4 protein-coding genes are annotated in these 18,682 nt (G+C 74.1%); all 4 read left to right on the forward strand.

The window, feature by feature from the left end; genetic code table 11:
• Window positions 1–154 precede the first annotated feature (154 nt).
• The 4 genes from ACZ7M2_RS25935 (at window position 155) to ACZ7M2_RS25950 (ending at window position 18,679) form a co-directional block, all read left to right on the forward strand.
• Complete coding sequence (locus ACZ7M2_RS25935; protein ID WP_471597272.1) at window positions 155–14,113, forward strand: SDR family NAD(P)-dependent oxidoreductase; 13,959 nt, start codon at window positions 155–157, stop codon at window positions 14,111–14,113.
• 87 nt (window positions 14,114–14,200) lie between these two features.
• Window positions 14,201–16,702 (forward strand): thioester reductase domain-containing protein, encoded by a 2,502-nt coding sequence (locus ACZ7M2_RS25940; protein WP_471597273.1) that lies wholly within the window; start codon window positions 14,201–14,203, stop codon window positions 16,700–16,702.
• On the forward strand, window positions 16,699–17,835 hold the full coding sequence (locus ACZ7M2_RS25945; RefSeq protein WP_471597274.1) for an alpha/beta hydrolase: 1,137 nt from the start codon (window positions 16,699–16,701) through the stop codon (window positions 17,833–17,835). The genes ACZ7M2_RS25940 and ACZ7M2_RS25945 overlap by 4 nt, the downstream gene beginning before the upstream one ends.
• 64 nt (window positions 17,836–17,899) lie before the next feature.
• Window positions 17,900–18,679: an alpha/beta fold hydrolase gene (locus ACZ7M2_RS25950; protein ID WP_352045495.1), complete on the forward strand. Its 780-nt coding sequence runs from the start codon at window positions 17,900–17,902 to the stop codon at window positions 18,677–18,679.
• Window positions 18,680–18,682 lie beyond the last annotated feature (3 nt).

An 18,682-nucleotide genomic window follows, 5' to 3' on the forward strand; every position in this document is an offset into this window, starting at 1 on the left:
ACCCCGGTCGTACCCGCCGTACGCCAGGGGTTTCTCGGTCGCGCGCCGGTGTCTCCGCCGTACACCCCTTGCCGTCCACCGGTCGCCGTCCACCGTCGCCGTACCCGTTGTACGGAATCCGCCTGAACCCGAGCTCACGAGGACACCTTTCCCGATGCCTGCGAGCGAGTCCCCGAAGCAGTTCCCCGAGATGTCCCTCACGGCCTCCGAGGACGTGACCTCCGAGGACGTGCGGGCCTGGCTGACGTCGGCCGTCGCCGAGGCGGCCGGGCTCGACCCACTGGCCGTCGACCCCGAGCGGCCGATCGCCGAATTCGGCCTGGGATCACGCCAGTTGGTGACCCTGGCCGCGGAGCTCTCCGGGCGGATCGGCCGCGCCGTGGAGCCGTCTCTCGTCTTCGAGCACCCCACCATCGCGGCGCTCGCCGCGGCGGTCCTCGACGAAGGGCCCGTCGGCGCGGCGGCGCCGGTGCCGGCGGACGCGCCCGTACGAAGCGACGAGGACATCGCCGTCATCTCCATGGGCTGCCGCTACCCCGGCGGCGCCGACGACCCCGAGGCGCTGTGGCGGCTGCTCGCCTCCGGCGAGGACGCCATCACCGAGGTGCCCGCGGGCCGTTGGGACACCCGGGGGCTCTACGACCCCGACCCGGAGGCCCCCGGCAAGGCGTACACCCTGCGCGGCGGCTTCCTCTCCGGCATCGACCGTTTCGACGCGTCCTTCTTCGGGATCTCACCGCGCGAGGCCGCGGCCATGGACCCCCAGCAGCGGCTGCTGCTCGGGACCGCGTGGGAGACGTTCGAGCGCGCCGGGATCGTGCCGGACACGCTGAACGGCAGCTCCACCGGCGTCTACATCGGGCTGTACGACAGCGGCTACCAGGCCTCGGCCGCGCTCGGCCGGCTCGACGGGCACGTGGGCACCGGTTCCGCGTCCAGCGTGGCCTCCGGGCGCATCGCCTACACCCTCGGACTCCAGGGCCCGGCGGTCACCGTCGACACCGCCTGCTCCTCCTCCCTCGTCGCCCTGCACCTGGCCGCGCGGGCGCTCGCGAGCGGCGAGTGCGACCTGGCGCTGGCGGGCGGCGCGACGCTCCTTGTCACCCCGCGCGGACATGTCGAGTTCAGCCGACTGCGCGGGCTGTCGCCGTCCGGGCGGTGCAGCCCGTTCTCGACCGACGCGGACGGCGTGGTGTGGGCCGAGGGCTGCGGTCTGGTGCTGCTCAAGCGGCTCGCGGACGCGCGCCGCGACGGCGACCGGGTCCTCGCCGTCGTCAAGGGGTCGGCCATCAACCAGGACGGCCGCAGCCAGGGTCTGAGCGCCCCGAGCGGCCCGGCGCAGGAACGGGTGGTGCGCGCCGCCCTCGACGCGGCCGGACTCCGCCCGGACGACCTGGACCACGTCGAGGCGCACGGCACGGGCACCCGGCTCGGCGACCCCATCGAGGGCCGGGCGCTCGCCGCCGTCTTCGGGCCGGGGCGCCCGGCCGACCGGCCGCTCGGCGTCGGCTCCCTCAAGTCCCAGATCGGTCACACCCAGGCCGCGGCGGGCATCGGCGGTGTCATCAAGACGGTCCTGGCCCTCGGCCATGAACTGCTCCCCGCCTCGCTGCACGCCGACACCCCGACCGAGCACGTGGACTGGGCGGGCGGCGGCCTGCGGGTGCACAGCGCGGCCCGGGCATGGCCGCGGGGCGGCGACCGGGTGCGGCGGGCCGGGGTGAGCGCGTTCGGGATCAGCGGTACGAACGCGCACGTGGTGCTGGAGGAGGCGCCGCGGGACCTCGTACGGCCGGCCGCCGGGACACCCCTGGCGGAGCTGCCCGGCGCGACCCTCTTCCCGCTCTCCGCCCGCACCCTCCCCGCCCTCCGGGGCCAGGCCGCGCGCCTCCTCGAAGCGCTCGGCGAACAGCCGCGGCCGGCGCTGTCCGAGGTGGCCGCGACGCTGGCCCACCACCGCACGCACTTCGAGCACCGGGCCGTCGTCCGGGCGGCCGACCTCGACGGCCTGCTGACCGCCCTGCGCGCACTCGCCGAGGGCCCAACCGACAGCGGCACGGACTCCGGCACCGGCACCGGCACCGGCATCGGTATCGATACGGTCGTCGGACCCCAGCAGGCCGTCCCCACCGGCAAGTTGGCCTTCGTCTTCCCCGGCCAGGGCTCCCAGTGGGCCGGTATGGCCCGCGATCTGCTCGACCGCGACCCGGTGTTCGCGGACGAACTCGACCGCTGCGACGCCGCTCTGCGCCCTTTCACCACGTGGTCGGTGGCGGCCGTGCTGCGTGGTGCCGAGGGCGCCCCGCCGCTGGACCGTGTGGACGTCGTGCAGCCGGTCCTGTTCGCCGTGATGGTGTCCCTGGCCGCGGTGTGGCGGGCCCGGGGCGTACGGCCGGACGCCGTGGTCGGGCACAGCCAGGGCGAGGTCGCCGCGGCCTGCGTCGCGGGCGCGCTCAGCCTGAACGACGCCGCCGCGGTGGTCGCCCTGCGCAGCCAGGCCCTGACCGGGCTGTCGGGCACCGGCACCATGGCCGTCGTCGCCCTCCCGCACACCGAGGTCGAGGACCGCCTCGCCGACCTCGACGGACGAGTCTGCGTCGCCGCCGTGAACAGCGGCCGCTCGACGGTGATCGCCGGTGACGTCGAGCCCCTGGAAACCCTGCTCGCCGACCTCGACCGCGAGCAGGTCTTCGCCCGCCGCCTCGATGTCGACTACGCCTCCCACAGCCCCCGGGTCGAGCCCGTCCGCGCGACGGTCCTCGACGAACTCGACGGCGTCACCACCTGCCCGACCTCCGTCGCCTGGTACTCCACCGTCACCGGCGAGCCGGTCACCGAGGAGCTGGAAGCCGACTACTGGTACACCAATCTGCGCGAGCCCGTGCGCTTCGCACCCACCGTGGAGCGCATGGCCGCGGACGGCTACCGCTGCTTCGTCGAACTCGGCCCCCACCCCTCCCTCGTCACCGCCCTGCACACCGTCGCCGAGGACTCCGGCCACGAGGACCTGGTCGCCGTCGGCTCACTGCGCCGCGACGAGGACGGGCCCGCCTGCCTGGACCGGGCCGCCGCCGAACTCCACGTCCACGGACGGCGGATCGACTGGCGCCGGCTGGTCCCCGACATCGCCCCCGCCGACCTGCCGACGTACGCCTGGGATCCGCGGCGCCACTGGATCGAGCCCGAGTCCACGACCGGTGCCTCCGGCCTCTTCGACCGTGCCGCGCACCCCCTGCTCGGTATCCAGCTCCAGTCGCCGGACGAGACCCGCTGGACCTTCCGGGGCGAGTGGTCCAAGGACACCGCCGACTGGCTGCCCGACCACACCGTGTTCGGCCGGACCGTCGTCTCCGGCACCACCCTGATGGAACTCTGCCGCGCCGCGCTCGCCGTGGCCCGCCCGGACGACCCGGCCGACCTCACCGACCTGCTCCTCCTCAGCCCTCTCACCCTCCCCGACTCCGGCACGGTCGAGGTGTCCGTCGAGGTGGTCACCGCCGGTGACGTACCGGAGATCACCGTGCACAGCCGCCCGCGCGGCCAAGAGGCCACGGGCTGGACCCTGCACGCCACCGCGTCCGCGTCCGCGCCCGCCGCGCCGACGGGGGAACGGCCCCCGGCGTGGCCGGAGGCAGCCGAACCGGCCTGGGCCCCGGGGACCTACGAGCGGCTCACCGAACTGGGCCTCGGCTACGGCCCGGCCTTCCAGGGCGTACGGTCGGCGGTCACGACCGGCGACGGTGAACTGCTGGCCCGGCTCTCGCTGCCGCCCACGGCCCGCGACGCGGCAGACCCGTACCCCCTCCACCCCGCCCTGCTGGACGCGGCGCTGCACGTGGCCGCCGGGCTCGACGTGTCCGACGGCCGGGTGCCGCTCCCGGTCGCGATGGGCCGGTGCGTCCTGCCGCCCGGTGGCGCGAGGGACCTCACCGCGGCCGTACGACGCACGGGCGGCTCCGGCGCGGACCTCACCCTGGACGTGACGCTGTGGGACACCGACGGCTTCCCGGCCGGTCGTCTGGAGGGCGTACGACTGCGGGCCGCGGACCCGGCGGACCTGAACGGCACCCCGGAGAACGCCCGGCACCTGTACGAGGTGGTCTGGACGGCCGTACCCGAACAGCCCGCCGCGGCACCGGGCACCGAGTGGGCCGTCGTCGGCGACCCCTCGGACCCGGAGGTCGCCGGCGCCCTGCGCGGCCTCGCGGCGGCGGGGACCCACGTCCGGAGCGGGACGGACGGCGCGGACGTGAGCGGGACGGGCGGCGTCGACGTGCTCGTCCGGTTCTGGCCGCGCCCGGCGGCGGACGCCGAACCAGCCGCCACGGCCCAGGAGTTGGCGGCCGCGGCCCTGGCCGAACTGCGTGCCCTGATCGCCCTCCCGCAGGACGCGGCACCCGCCCGGACCGTGTGGGTGACGCGCGGTGCGGTCGGGACGGTCGACGAGGACACCGTGCCCGGCCTCGCCCAGTCCGTGCTGTGGGGACTCGCGCGCAGCGCCCGCGCCGAACACCCGGAACTCGGCCTGACCCTGCTCGACCTCGACGACTCCGACCCGGCCGACGCGCTCCCGACTGCCGCCACCCACGCCGAGGAGCCCGAACTCGCCTTCCGCGCGGACACCCTGCTCGCGCCGCGACTCGTCCGCGCCCGCAACCGGGACGCGGCCGGCACCCCGGTCGTCCTCGACCTGGTCGGCCGCCCCACCCTCGTACCCACCGACGGCACGGTGCTGATCACCGGAGGTCTCGGTGCCGTCGGACGGCACCTCGCCCGGCTGCTCGCCGAACACGGCGTTCCACGCCTGCTTCTGACGTCCCGTCAAGGACCCGACGATCCGCGCGCCGCCGAGGTCGCCGCCGAACTGACCGCGCTGGGCGCCGAGGTCGAGGTCGCGGCCTGCGACATCGGGGACGCGGCGGCCGTGGCCGGGCTGCTCGCCGGTATCGGGGAGGAGGCGCCACTGCGCGGTGTCGTGCACTGCGCCGGAGTCCTGGCCGACGGGGTGGTCGCCGAGCTGACGCCCGAACGCCTCGCACAGGTGTTGCGCCCCAAGGTCGACGGCGCCGCCCATCTGCACCGGCTCACCGCCGACGCGCGAGTCGACCTGTTCCTGCTGGTCTCCTCGGCCGCCGGAGTCGTCGGCAACGCGGGCCAGGGCAACTACGCGGCGGCCAACGTCTTCCTCGACCAACTCGCCCACCACCGGCGGGCCCTGGGCCTGCCCGGCGTCTCCCTCTCCTTCGGTGCATGGGCGGGCGAGGGCCTCGCCGCCGCACACGCCGAACTGGACCGGATGGCCCGCCTCGGCCACCGCGCCCTCACCCCCGACCAGGGCCGCGCACTCGTCGAACTCGCCCTGCGGCAGGGCGCCCCGCACCTGGTCGCCTGGGCCCTGGACCTGCCCCGCCTGCGCGAGACCGTGACCACCACGGACGGCGGTACGGCGGCGCTGTGGCGCTCGCTGCTGCCCGCGCCCCGCACCGGACGCGGCGGCGGCGACGGTCTGGCCGACCGACTGGCCCGGCTGCCCGAGGCCGAACGCGCCGAACGCGTCCTGGCCCTGGTCCGCGAGGAGATCTCCCGCGCCCTCGGCCTGCGCTCGACGGAGTCCGTCCGCCCCGACCAGCCGCTGCGCGAACTCGGCATGGACTCGGTGACGGCGGTCGAACTCCGCAACCGGATCGGCGCCCGGATAGGCGCCAAGCTCCCGGCCACCCTGCTGTTCGACCACCCCACCGCTGCCCGGCTCGCCGCGCACCTGCTGTCCACCGCCCTCGCGGCGGGCGACCGCACCACTCCCGCCACACGGCCCCCACGGACAACACGCACCACGACGCCGACCTCCGACGAACCGGTGGCCCTGGTCGCCATGGCCTGCCGGCTGCCGGGCGGTGTGAGCGATCCGGAAGGCCTGTGGAACCTGGTCGCGGAGGGGCGCGACGCGGTGGGCCCCTTCCCGGCCGAACGCTGGGACGTGGCGGCGCTGTACGACCCCGACCCGGACGCCGTCGGCAAGTCCTACGCCCGTGAGGGCGGCTTCCTGAACCACGACGACCTGGCGTCCTTCGACGCGGGCTTCTTCGGGATCACCCCGAAGGAAGCGGCCGCGATGGACCCGCAGCAACGGCTGCTGATGGAGACGGCGTGGGAGGCGCTGGAGCGCGCCGGGATCGTGCCCGCCGAACTCGCGGGCAGCACCACCGGTGTGTACGTCGGCATGTTCGGCAGCGACTATCTGGCGGGGTCCCGCCTCGACCAGTTGGACGGGTACGTCGGTACGGGCTCGGCGCTGAGCGTGGCCTCGGGGCGGCTCGCCTACGCCCTGGGGCTGGGCGGCCCCGCGCTGACCGTGGACACGGCGTGCTCCTCGTCGCTGGTGGCACTGCACCTGGCGGCGCAGGCACTGCGGTCAGGAGAGTGCGACCTCGCCCTCGCCGGTGGCGTGACGGTGATGGTGACCCCGGGAACCTTCGTGGAGTTCAGTCGGCTGCGGGGCCTGTCCCCGACCGGCCGCTGCCGCTCCTTCTCCGATGACGCCGACGGCGCCATCTGGGCCGAGGGCGCCGGCATGGTCGTACTGAAGCGACTGAGCGACGCCCGGCGCGACGGTGACGAGGTGCTGGCCGTGCTGCGCGGCACGGCCGTCAACCAGGACGGCCGCAGCCAGGGGCTGTCCGCGCCGAACGGCCCGGCGCAGGAACAGGTGATCCGGCGGGCACTGGAGCTGTCCGGGCTGGAGGCCGCCGACATCGACTATGTGGAGGCGCACGGCACGGGCACCACGCTGGGCGACCCGATCGAGGCGAACGCCCTGGCGGAGGTCTTCGGCCACTCACGTCCGCAGGACCACCCCCTGTACCTGGGCTCGCTCAAGTCCAACATCGGTCACGCGCAGGCGGCTTCGGGTGTGATCGGGCTCGTCAAGGTGGTGCAGTCGCTGCGCCACCGGACCCTGCCGCGCACCCTGCACGCCGACACCCCCAGCAGGCACGTCGACTGGGAGAACAGCGGGCTGCGGCTGGTGCGGGACACGGTGGCCTGGCCGTCGTCGCCCGGGCGGACACGACGGGCCGGAGTGAGTGCCTTCGGGATCAGCGGGACCAACGCGCATGTGATCGTGGAAGAGGCCCCGCCGGTCGAGACGGCACACGGGACGGACGAAGTCCCGTCGGGGAAGCGGCTGTTCGTGCTGTCGGGACGCAGCGAGGCCGCCCTGCGGGGGCAGGCCGCGCGACTGGCGAACCACCTGACCGAGGAGGCCGACGAGGACCTCACTCTCCTCGATGTCGCCCACACCCTGGCCCGGCACCGCAGCCACTTCGAACGGCGCGCGGCCCTCGTCGCGGGTGACCGGGACGAACTGCTGCTACGCCTCGACGCGTTGGCGAGCGGGCGGGCGCCCCTTGCCGCGCCCCGCGACGACGGGACGGGCAGGGTGGCCTTCGTCTTCGCCGGGCACGGCGGCCAATGGCCCGGAATGGGCGTGGAGCTGATGGCCGGGTCGGAGGCGTTCCGCGAGGAGCTGGTCCGCATCGACGAGGCCGTTCGCCGACGGGCCGGCTGGTCGGTGCTCAACGCCCTGCGGGCGCCGGAGGAGTTCGCCCCGCTCGGCCGCACCGAGTTCCTGCAACCGGTGCTGTTCGCAGTCAACGCCTCACTCGCCGCCGCCTGGCGCGCGCTCGGCGTCCGCCCGGACGCCGTCGTCGGGCACAGCCTGGGCGAGATCGCCGCCGCGTACAGCGTGGGCGCCCTCACCCTGGACGAGGCCGTGACCGTCGTGACCGGGCGCGGGCAGGCCGTCGTACCGCTGGTGGGCCAGGGCGGCATGCTGTCCGTGGAACTGCCCTCCGCGCGGGTCGAGGAGCTGCTCGCGCCGTTCACGGGCCGCCTGTTCGTCGCGGCGGTCAACAGCGCCCGGTCCACGGCCGTCTCCGGCGAGGCCGACGCGCTGGCCGAACTGCGCCGCCGCCTCGACGAGCGGGGCATCGCCGCACGCCCGCTGTCGACACCGTTCGCCTCGCACACCCCCTTGATGGACCCGCTCCACGCGGAACTGCTCGAGCGTTTCTCCGGTGTCAGGGGCGCCCGGACACCGACCCCGCTGTACTCGGCGGTGCTGGCCGAACCCGTCCCCGGCGACCGGCTGGACGCCGACCACTGGTACGCCAACCTCAGGGAGCCGGTCCGGTTCGCGGACACGATCCGACGGATGCTGGACGACGGCTACCGCTACTTCGTCGAGCTGAGCCCGCACCCCTCGCTCACCTCGTCGATCGAGGCGGTGGCGGCGGAGGCCGGGATCGACGCGGTCGGCATCGGCTCGCTGCGCCGGCAGAGCGACGGACACGACGTACTGCTGCGCGGGCTGGGGGAGTTGTACACGGCCGGGCACACGCCCGACTGGCCGCTGCTGTTCCCGGAGGGCCGCCGGGTCGGCCTGCCCACCTACGCCTTCGCCCGCGAACGCCACTGGCTCGCGCCCGCCCCGGCCACCGCCTCGGCCGGTGGATCACCGCTGCTCGGCACGCACCTGGAGGCCAGCGACGCACCCGACCGGCACCTCTTCCAGGCCGACGTCGACCTCGACGACAGCCGCTTCGCCTATCTCACCGACCATCGGGTCACCGGCGAGGTCTGGCTGCCCGGCGCCGCCTTCCTCGACATGGCCCTGGAGGCCGCGTCCGCGCTGCGGGGCGGCGGCGAAGTACGGCTGGCCGACGTCAGGTTCGTACAGCCGCTGTCACTGGACGTGGACCGGCCCGTACGGCTGCAACTGGTCCTGAGCCCGGCCGAGGACGGCTTCCGGGACTTCACCATCGCCTCGACACCCGCCGGTGGGCACGGCGCACCGTGGCAGCGGCACGTCAGCGGACGGCTCGCGGTCACCGCGGAAACCGCCGCCGAGGACGAAGAGCGGCTCGACGCCGTGCGTGAACGGTGCGACGAACAGGTCGATCTGTCAGCGGTCTACGCCGGGCTCGCGGCCCTGGGCATCGACTACGGACCCGCCTTCCGGGGGCTGGAGGAGGGCCGCCGCACGGACATGGCCGCCCTCGGCCGCCTGGCCCGCACGCCCGCCGCCGGACATCTGCTGCATCCCGCCGTCCTCGACGCGGCCTTCCACACGGCCGCCCTGCCGGGCGGCGCTCCCGGAGGCCGGGCGTTCGTGCCCGCGGCCGTCGGACAGCTGAGGTTCACCGGACTGCGCACGGCGCCCGTGTGGGCGACCTGCCGACTGCGATCCGTGGACGGCGACACGGCGACCGTGGACCTGCGGCTGTGGGACGAGAACGAACACCTGGTTCTGGAGGCACGGGAGTTCGCACTGGCCGCACTGTCTCCGCTGGACGGCGCGCTCTTCGAGACCCACTGGCAGCCGCGTCAGGCCGCGCAACAGCCGCCCGCCGAGGGCAGTTGGCTGATCCTGGCGGACGACACGGGTGTCGCGGCCGAACTGGAGGAGCGGCTCGGCCCGGCCGTGCCGTGCGTGATCGCCCGCAGAGGTGAGTCGTTCGGCGCGGAGGGACCGGGTCGTTACGTGCTGGACCCCGCCGATCCGCGGCACCTGGCCCGCCTCCTGGACGAGGCCTTCCCCGACGGGCCGCCCGAGCGGGTGGTCCAGCTGTCCGCGCTCGACGCCCCGGCGATCACGGATGCCGGTGCGGCCGAGGAGGCGGCGCGGCTGTGCTGCCTGAGCACGCTGCACCTGGTACGGGCGCTGGCGGACCGGCCGCGGGGCCGGGCCCCCCGTCTCTTCGTCGTCGCGCGGGGCAGCCAGGCCGCCGGTGACAGCGCGCGGGTGACGCACCCTCAGCAGGCCCTCGCCTGGGGCTTCGGCCTCGCGGTGGCGCAGGAGTACCCGGAGCTGTCGGCCACCCTGATCGATCTGCCGCCCACCGACGGTCTCGACGCCCTGTGGACACAACTGCGGCACGCGGACGACGAACGGCTCGTGGCGCTGCGGGAGTCGGGCCGACTCGTCCCGCGCCTGGCCCGCACCCGCCCCGACGACGGCGGCAGCGGCGAGATCACCCCCAACGGCGTGTACCTGATCACCGGCGGTCTGGGCGGCCTCGGCCGGGTCGTCGCCGAACGGCTGGTCCGCCGCGGCGCCCGTCGACTGGCCCTGATGAGCCGGGGCGAGCCCGACGCGCACACCGCGAGCTGGATCACGGGTCTCGAAGAACACGGGACCACCGTCCACCTCGCCCGCGCCGACGTGGCCGACCGCGAGGAACTGACGGCGGCCCTGGACGCCGTACGACGGGAAGCGGGGCCGATCGCCGGAGTCGTCCACGCGGCCGGTGTCCTCGACGACGCGACGGTGGCGAACCTGACCGACGAGCGCGTCCTGCGCGTGCTCGCCCCCAAGGTCCTCGGCACCACACTGCTCACGGAACTGATCCCGGAGGCCGAGCGCCTCGTCCTGTTCGCCTCGGCGGCCGGTCTCCTCGGCTCCGCCGGACAGAGCCCGTACGCGGCGGCGAACGCCTTCCTCGACGCCTGGGCGCACCACCTCTCCCGCGTCGACCGCCGGGCGCTGAGCCTGGACTGGGGCGCCTGGGCGGGCGTGGGCATGGCCGCCGAGTCCGGCACCCGGGCCGCCGAGGCCGGCCGGTCCGGGCTGCTCGCCTTCTCCCCGCAGGACGGGGGCGAGCTCTTCGAACGGGTGCTGGCCACCTCCCGCCGCCAACTCGCCCCCCTCGCCCTGGACTGGGAGGCCCTCGCGCACGACCCGGACGCGGCCCGCACCCGTCCGGTCCTCGGCGACCTGATCACCGTACCGACCGGCGGTGACGGCGCGGACGACCTCGTCGCCGGCGTCTTCGCGGCGACGACGGAACGGGACCGCGCGGACCGCCTCGAAGCGTATGTGCGGGACCGGGTCGGCCAGGTCTCCGAAGGCATGGTGGACGTCTCCGCGACCACGGCCCTGAAGGAACTCGGCCTGGACTCCCTCATGCTCGTCCGGTTGCGCAACGCCTTCGCCCGCGAGCTGGGCGCCGAACTCCCGGCCGCCACCGTGTTCTCCGCCTCCGACATCCGCGGCCTGGCCCGGGCGCTCGGAGAGGTGCTGGCCGAACAGGACACGGTCGCGTGGGCCGGGGAGCGGCGGCCCGGGACACGGCGGCCCGAGGTCGCCGTCGAGGTGCCCGAGAGCGACCCGCGGCCCGCGACCCGCGATGTCCTGCGACTGCTGCGCAGCGCCCGGCCGGGCATGCCGGACGCGGCCCACACCGTCGGTCTGGCTCTCCGGCTCACCACGCCCACCACCCGCGAGGCGCTCACCGGCATCCTCATCCGCCTCGCCGGACGGCACGCCGCGCTGCGCACCGCCATCGTGACCGGTGCCGGAGGCGAACACGCGCGGCTGCTCAGGGTGGACCGGGAGCTCGCACGGCCGGTGCTGCGCTGGACGGACGTGCCCGGCGACGACGAACTCGACGCGGCCGACCGGCTGCGTCGGCTGCTGGAACCGTCCTTCGACCTGGCGAATCCTCCGTTGTGGCGGTTCGAGCTGCTCGACGCCGGTGGCCGGGGCCAGGTCCTGGCGTTCGGCGCGCACCACGCGGTGAGCGATCTGCAGTCGCTGCTGCTCGTGGCGGCGGAACTCGACGCCGAACTGTCCGGCACCTCGCTCGGCGACGCCGTCACCAACCGGGACATCGATCTCCTGATCGAGGCGCAGCAGACGGACGACACGCCCGGCGAGGGCGTGACCGCATGGCGCGAGGCCTTCCAGGGCAGTGCCCGACTCGACCTGACGCTCGCCCGGTCCCGTCCGGCGACACGCTCGTACCGGGCCGGCAGCGTGAGCGTGACGATCCCCGACGGGCTCATGGAACGGGTGTCGGCCGCCGCGAGCGGGCTCGCGATCACGCCCGCCGCCTTCTGCCTCGGCACCCTGACCGTGCTGCTCGCCAGGATGCGGCAGAAGGAACGATTCGTTCTCGCCGTGCCGGTCGACACCCGCATCCACGCCGACGCGTACGACGCGGTGGGCTTCTTCGGAGTGCCGGTGCCGTTCCCGGCCGAAGCCGGGGCGGACGAACGGATCGAGCAGGTGCTGCGCCGCACCGACGGCCGCCTCGACCGGGTCCTCGCGAAGGGCGCCATGTTCTCGGACGTACTGTCGACCCTCGCCCGACAGGGGCTGCACCGGGCGAACGCGCCGTTGGTGGAGGTGTACTTCAACTACGTGCGCTTCTCGGCGGGCCGCCTCGCCCACCTGGAGGTCCTGCCCGCCGGGACCGGGTACTCCGACCTCGACCTGATGATCACCATGACCCCGGACGCGGGCCGGATCAGGCTCGACCACAACCTCGACATCCTGGACGCGGCGACCTCTGTCGAACTGGGGGAGGAGTTCCTGCGGCTGCTCGCGGAGGCGGCGGACGATCCGACGGTGGCGGTCCGTCCGACGCCGGGCACGGAGGCCGAGGCGACTTCGGAGATCCGTACGACGACGGGTACGGCGGTGGAGGTGCCCGAGGGGGCGACCGAGGACACTCGCCGCTCCCCGCGCCGGTCGCTCGCGCTCGCCGCCACCTTCGCCCTCGGGGATCTGCCCCTGCTGTGCGAGGCGGCGGTCGAGGAGGGTGCGCGGGACGGCGGCCTGACCGTCGCGGAAGCCCCGTACCACCAGGTGCTCGCCGCCCTGCGTGACCCCTCCGGCGTCTTCGCCGACCCCACCGCGGCGGTGGGCGTGGCGCTGCTGCGGGCGGCGGACCTGGAACGGTTCGGCCCGGTGGACGACGCGCTGCTCGCCGAGTTGCGGACCGCGTTCCCGGCCGCGCTGCGTGCCCTGTCCGAACGGACGCGGAAGCCGCTGGTCGTCGGCTTCCTGCCGTCCGCGCACGCGCAGGACCGTTTCGCACGGTGGGAGCGCGAGATAGCCGACGAACTGGCCGAGGCGCCCGGCATCGCGGTGCTCCGCCCCGACGACTGGACCCGGTACCACGCCGTCGAGGAACCCTTCGACGAGCGGACCGAGCGCATCGCCCACCTCCCCTTCACCCCGCACTTCCAGGCGGCGGTGGCGCTGTGCCTCGCCGAGGTCGTACGTGCGGTACGGCGCCCCGCGCCCAAGGTGATCGCGGTGGACGGCGACGAGACGTTGTGGGGTGGAGTGGCCGGGGAGATCGGCCCGGCGGCGGTGGACCTGACCGGGCCGCGTGCCCTGCTCGCCCGCCGGCTCCTTCAGTGGCGTGCGGCGGGCGCGCTGTTGGCACTGGTCAGCAACAACGACGAGGCCACGGTACGGGCCGTCCTGGACCGCCCGGACAGCCTGCTCAAGGCCGAACACTTCAGCGTGCTCTCCGCGGCCTGGGGCCCGAAGTCCGGCCGGCTCGCCGAGGCGGCCCGGACGCTCGGCCTCGGTCCGGACAGCTTCCTGTTCCTCGACGACAACCCGGTTGAGATCGCGGGAGTGCGGTCCGCGCTGCCGGAAGTGCTGTCGGTGACGTGCCCGCCGTCGGCCGAACTGGGCGCATTCCTGGGCAGGTTGTGGCCGCTCGTGCCGGCCGCGGCGACGGCCGAGGACGGGCTGCGGGCGCGGTTCTACGCACAGGAGCGGGACCGGGACGCGGTGCGCGCGCAGGCCGGATTCGAGGAGTTCCTCGCCCAGTTGGAACTTGAGGTCGACATCAGGGCCCTGTCCGGGGCCGATGTCGAGCGGGCCGAACAACTCGTCCGCCGTACCAACCAGTTCACCCTGCGGGCCCGGTCCGCCGACGGGGGTGATCTCGGACGGTGGCGGGAGCGCGGCGAGGTGTGGACGGCCGCGGCCCGGGACCGGTTCGGCGACTACGGCCAGATCGGACTGCTCGCCCTCCGTGCGGACGGCGACCAACTCGACGTACTGGCCTGGCTGATGAGCTGCCGGGCGCTCGGCCGGGGAGTCGAGGAACGGCTGTTGCGGTGGCTGGCCGACCGTGCCGACGAGCTGGGCTGCGTCAAGGTCCGGCTGACGGCGGAGCGCACCCGGCGCAACGTACCGGCCCGGCGGCTGCTGGCCGCGCTCGGTGGCGGGGACCAGGAAGACGAACGCCTGGAGACCGTGGTCACGCCGGAACACCTGCGGGCCTTCCGGTCCTGGCGGCGAGGGTGAACCGGCGGCGCCGACGGGTGAGATCGGCGGCAGCGGTGGCAGTGGTGGCAGTGCGCGAAAGGACAAGTCACGGGGTGAAGGGCTCTCATGCGTGAGGTGAACGAGGACACGTCGGCGTACGCCGCACAGCGGGCGACGGCCGAGGCGGTCGAGCGGGGTGGTGGCGGTGGGCTGAGCGTGGACGCCCTGCTGGCGAAGGTGAGGACGGCCGCGGCGCCCACGCCTACCGGTTTTGACGGGGGCGTTGCGGCGGCAGCGGGTCCGGACGTGGAGTGTCCGAGGGCAGCGGTCCCGGACGTGGAGGCTCTGGCGGCAGCCATCGCCGCCGTGGCGGGCCGCCATCTGCCCGAGGGGCATCTGTCGCCCGACGCCGACTTCTTCGACGCCGGGGGCACCTCGGTGGGGGCCGTGGAACTCGTCGCGGCGCTGGAGGACGAGCTGGGCATGGAGATCGCCCTCGACGACGTCTTCGCCGACGCCCGTCCGACCAGCCTGGCCCACCGCCGGCTGTCGACGGCGGGCGCCACGGCACCCCTGCCGGCCCCGGCCGCATCAAAAACGCCGACGCCCGGGACGACTCGGGCCCCGGACACGGCAGGTACAGCCATGTCCGAGGGGACCTCGGCTCCGGTCACGGTGGGAAGCCCGCTTCCGCCGTCCGCCGCGGGCACCCGTCCGGCGCCCGCACCCGGCATCCTCCCCGTCCCGGCCCTTCGCACCGCCCCCGCGGTTGCCGTCACCCCCAGCCCGTACGCCACGGCCCGACCCGAGGACCTCGACCAGATCCTGGCCGACCTGGGGCTCGCCGACCGGCTGCCCTGGACCGGCGACCCCGAGCCGCTGCCGCCCCGTCGGATCCTGCTGACCGGCGCCACCGGCTTCCTCGGCAGCCATATGCTCCTCGACCTGCTGCGGCACAGCGACGCCCACGTCTACTGCCTCGTCCGTGCCGCCGACGAGGAGGCGGCCCTCGGGCGGCTCGGTGAGGCGCTCAAGGGGTACGAGCTGCCCTGGTCGTCGGAGGTCCGCCGCCGGGTGACCGTGCTCCCCGGCGACATCCGGCGCCCGCACCTGGGCCTGTCGGACGAACTGTGGACCACGCTCACCCACGAGCTGGACAGCGTCGTCGGAGTGGCGGCGGCCGTGGACTTCCTGCGTGGCTACCAGTCGCTGCGGCAGAGCAACGTCGTCGGCTCGCTGACCCTCGCCGAGCTCGCGGCGACCGGCCGGTCGAAACCGCTGCACCACATCTCCTCCATCGCGGTCTTCAACGAGGTGGGCATCACCGCGATGGGCGAGGACGACCCGCTCGCCCATGTCGACCGCCTCGTCGCGGGCTACGACCAGACGAAGTGGGCGGCGGAGGTCGCCCTGCGACGGGCCCGCGACCACGGCCTGATCGTCACGGCCCTGCGTCCCGGCGGCATCGGCGGCCACACCAGGACCGGCGCCTACAACCCGCAGGACCTCAGCAGCGGTCTCCTCTCGGCCTTCGGCCGCTTCCGCACGGTCCCCGCCTTCAACCACCTGAACGCGGCCCCGGTGGACTGGGTGAGCCGGGTCACGGTCGGCGTCGTCTGCGAACCCGACGCGTGGGGCTACGACTACAACCTGACCGGCGTACCCAACACCCTCGACGACGTCGTACGGGACATGGCGCTCGGCGGGATGCACGTCCGCGTACAGGACTGGGACGAGTGGCGGACCCATGCCCTGGCCCGGCTGGAAGCCGAGCCGGTGCCCGAACTGGCCTTCCTCGCCAGGGTGTTGCGGAGTCCCACCGCCCTCAAACTGTGCGAGGCGACCTTGAAGGGCCCGGCGGCCACCGCCGAGCGCACCGCCGCGCTCGTCGAGGCGCTCGGGTTGCGGCCCGCCGCACGCTACGACGCCCCGGCCCAGCTGAGGACGTTCGAGCGGCTCGCCGAGGACGGGTTGGCCCGGCTGCCGCACAAGGACGACCAGCCCTACTTGTGGTTCTCCGAGACGACCGAGGGCGGTGTCGGCCCGGTCGGAGCCCCCGCCGACACTCCCTGCTCGATGGCGCTCACCCTCTCCCTCGCGAGCATGTACCAGCTGGTGAAGGAGCGCCGGGTCGACGTCACCGGCGAGTTGACGTGCGCTGCGGTGCATCCCGAACCGCTGGTCGTCGAGCACGGCGACGTCTGGATCCGGCCGGAGGAGGGCATCCCGCAGCGGCACGGTATCCGCCACCGGCTCCTCAGCTACCGGCTGGCGCTGCGTGACGCGGAAGGCGGCCGCTGGTGGCTGGAGGGCCACAAATACGCCCGGGCCCGTCGTGACGTGTGGCGCCAGACCCGGGCGCTCACCGTCGAGATCGGCCGTGAGGGCGCACCGGCGGCCCTGGCCGGCGAGCTCGTCGTGCCCGCCGGCACCTATCTGCGCGACCAGGTCGACGGCATCAAGGTCGACCCGCGCCTGACCAGCCAGGAGAAGCGGGCCGCCAAGCTGACCTGGCTCGCCTGGTTCGGCCTGGAGATGGGCCGCGGTCTGCTCGGCCCCTTCGCCCGGGCCGCCGCCGACCTCCTCGACCTGCGCCGCACCCCGACCCCCTCGGAGCACCACCGATGATCCTCCGGAGCAGTGACTCCCGCACCAGGCCGACGCTCCGCAGGGTCAGGAGCACCACGACCCTGCGCCCGCTCCACCACCGCCTCGACCCGGCGCGGGTCGAGGAGATCCCCTTCCGGGCGGGCGACGGCGTACGCCTCGGCCTGACCCGCGTGGACAGCGGCGACACGGACCGCCCCGCCGTGCTGCTCCTGCACGGGCACACGGCGTCCGCCGACATGTTCCTGCTGCCCGAGACCCGCAACCTGGTCGACGTCCTGCTCGACGACGGCTACGAGCCCTGGCTGCTCGACTGGCGGGGCAGCTGCCGGCTGCCGTACAACGAGACCGGCCAGAAGTACACGTACGACGACGTCGCCCTGTACGACATCCCCGCCGCCGTCTCCCACATCCGCCGCCGCATCGGCGACCGGCCGCTGTTCGTGGTCGCGCACTGCGTCGGCTCCCTCACGCTGTCGCTCAGCATGACGGCCGGGCTGGTCCCGGGTCTCGCGGGCGTGGTGTCCCAGGGCGTGTTCCTGACACCGAAGCTCGCGGGCCGCACCTCGCTGCGCATGTCGCTGGCCGGGGAGCTGTTCAGGTCCCGCATCGATCACATACCGGTCGACATCCGCAAGGCCGGCCTGTGGTCGAAGTACACCCCCCTGTTCGCGCTCGCCTCGCGCGGGGCGAGCTGCCCGGATCCGACCTGCCAGATCCTGCACAACTCGGCGTGGGGGACGGGCGCCTCGCTGTTCGTGCACGAGCACCTGTCCGAGGCCACCCACCACCGGCTCGCCGAGCTGCTGGGCCCCGCCCCGCTGTGGATCCTGCCGCATCTGCGCCGCATCGAGCTGGCCCGCACCGTGGTGCGCTGGCACGACGGCGATCACCGCTACCGGGCGCTGCCGCAGAACGCGCTGGACGCGGCGGCCCGTATCGACACCCCGGTCCTGCTGCTCGCCGGCAGTGAGAACGGCCTGTGGCTCGACTCCCAGAGGCTCTGTCACGACGTACTGGCCCGCAGACAGCCACAGCTGGACGTCGCGTACACCGAGATTCCCGGCTACGGCCACCTGGACACGTTCCTCGGCCGGGGCGCGGCCCTCGACGTGTTCGGGCACATCCTCGAATTCCTCGGCGAACGACGGTGACGGCGGCCGGGGCGGCCGGTTACCGTACCCGTCAGTAACCGGACCGCATCGCAGGAGGCCACCCATGCCGCAGCTCGAAGTCGACGGCGCCAGACTGACGTACGACGACGAGGGCCCCCGCGACGGTGCGGGCACGCCCCTGGTGTTCATCCACGGCTGGACCGCCAACCGGCACCGCTGGGACCACCAGCTGGCGCACTTCTCGGCCACGCGGCGGGTCATACGTGTCGATCTGCGCGGCCACGGCGAGAGCGACGGGTCGGGACGGCGGAGCGTCGGGGAGCTGGCCGGGGACGTCCTCGCCGTCCTCGATCACCTGAAGGTCGAACGGTTCGTCCCCGTCGGTCACTCGATGGGCGGGATGATCGCGCAGACCCTGGCGCTGGGCCACCCGGACCGGATCGAGCGCATGGTCCTGGTGAACTCGATCAGCCGGATGACGTACAGCCGGGGGAGGGGCCTGCTGATGGCGGTGTCCACGCGGGTGCCGTTCAAGCTGTTCGTCGCCGCCAACATCCAGCGGGCCTTCGCCCCCGGGTACCCGCGCGAGGAGATCAAGGAGTACATCCGGACCTCCGCGGCCACACCGCGGGAGGTGGTCATGACCTGCTACGGCGCGATGCGGTCCTTCGACGTCCTCGACCGGGTCGGGGAGATCCGTGTCCCCACCCTCATGATCCACGGCTACTACGACATCCAGCTGCCCGTCTCCCAGATGCTGCGGATGGCGAAGGCGTACCCGGACGCGGAAGTGCGCATCCTGGACGCCGGCCACGAACTCCCGGTGGAGAAGCCCGAGGAACTCACCTCGACCATCGACCGGTTCCTGACCGAACGCCCCTGAGGC

Source organism: Streptomyces sp. NPDC111507 (assembly GCF_055638955.1).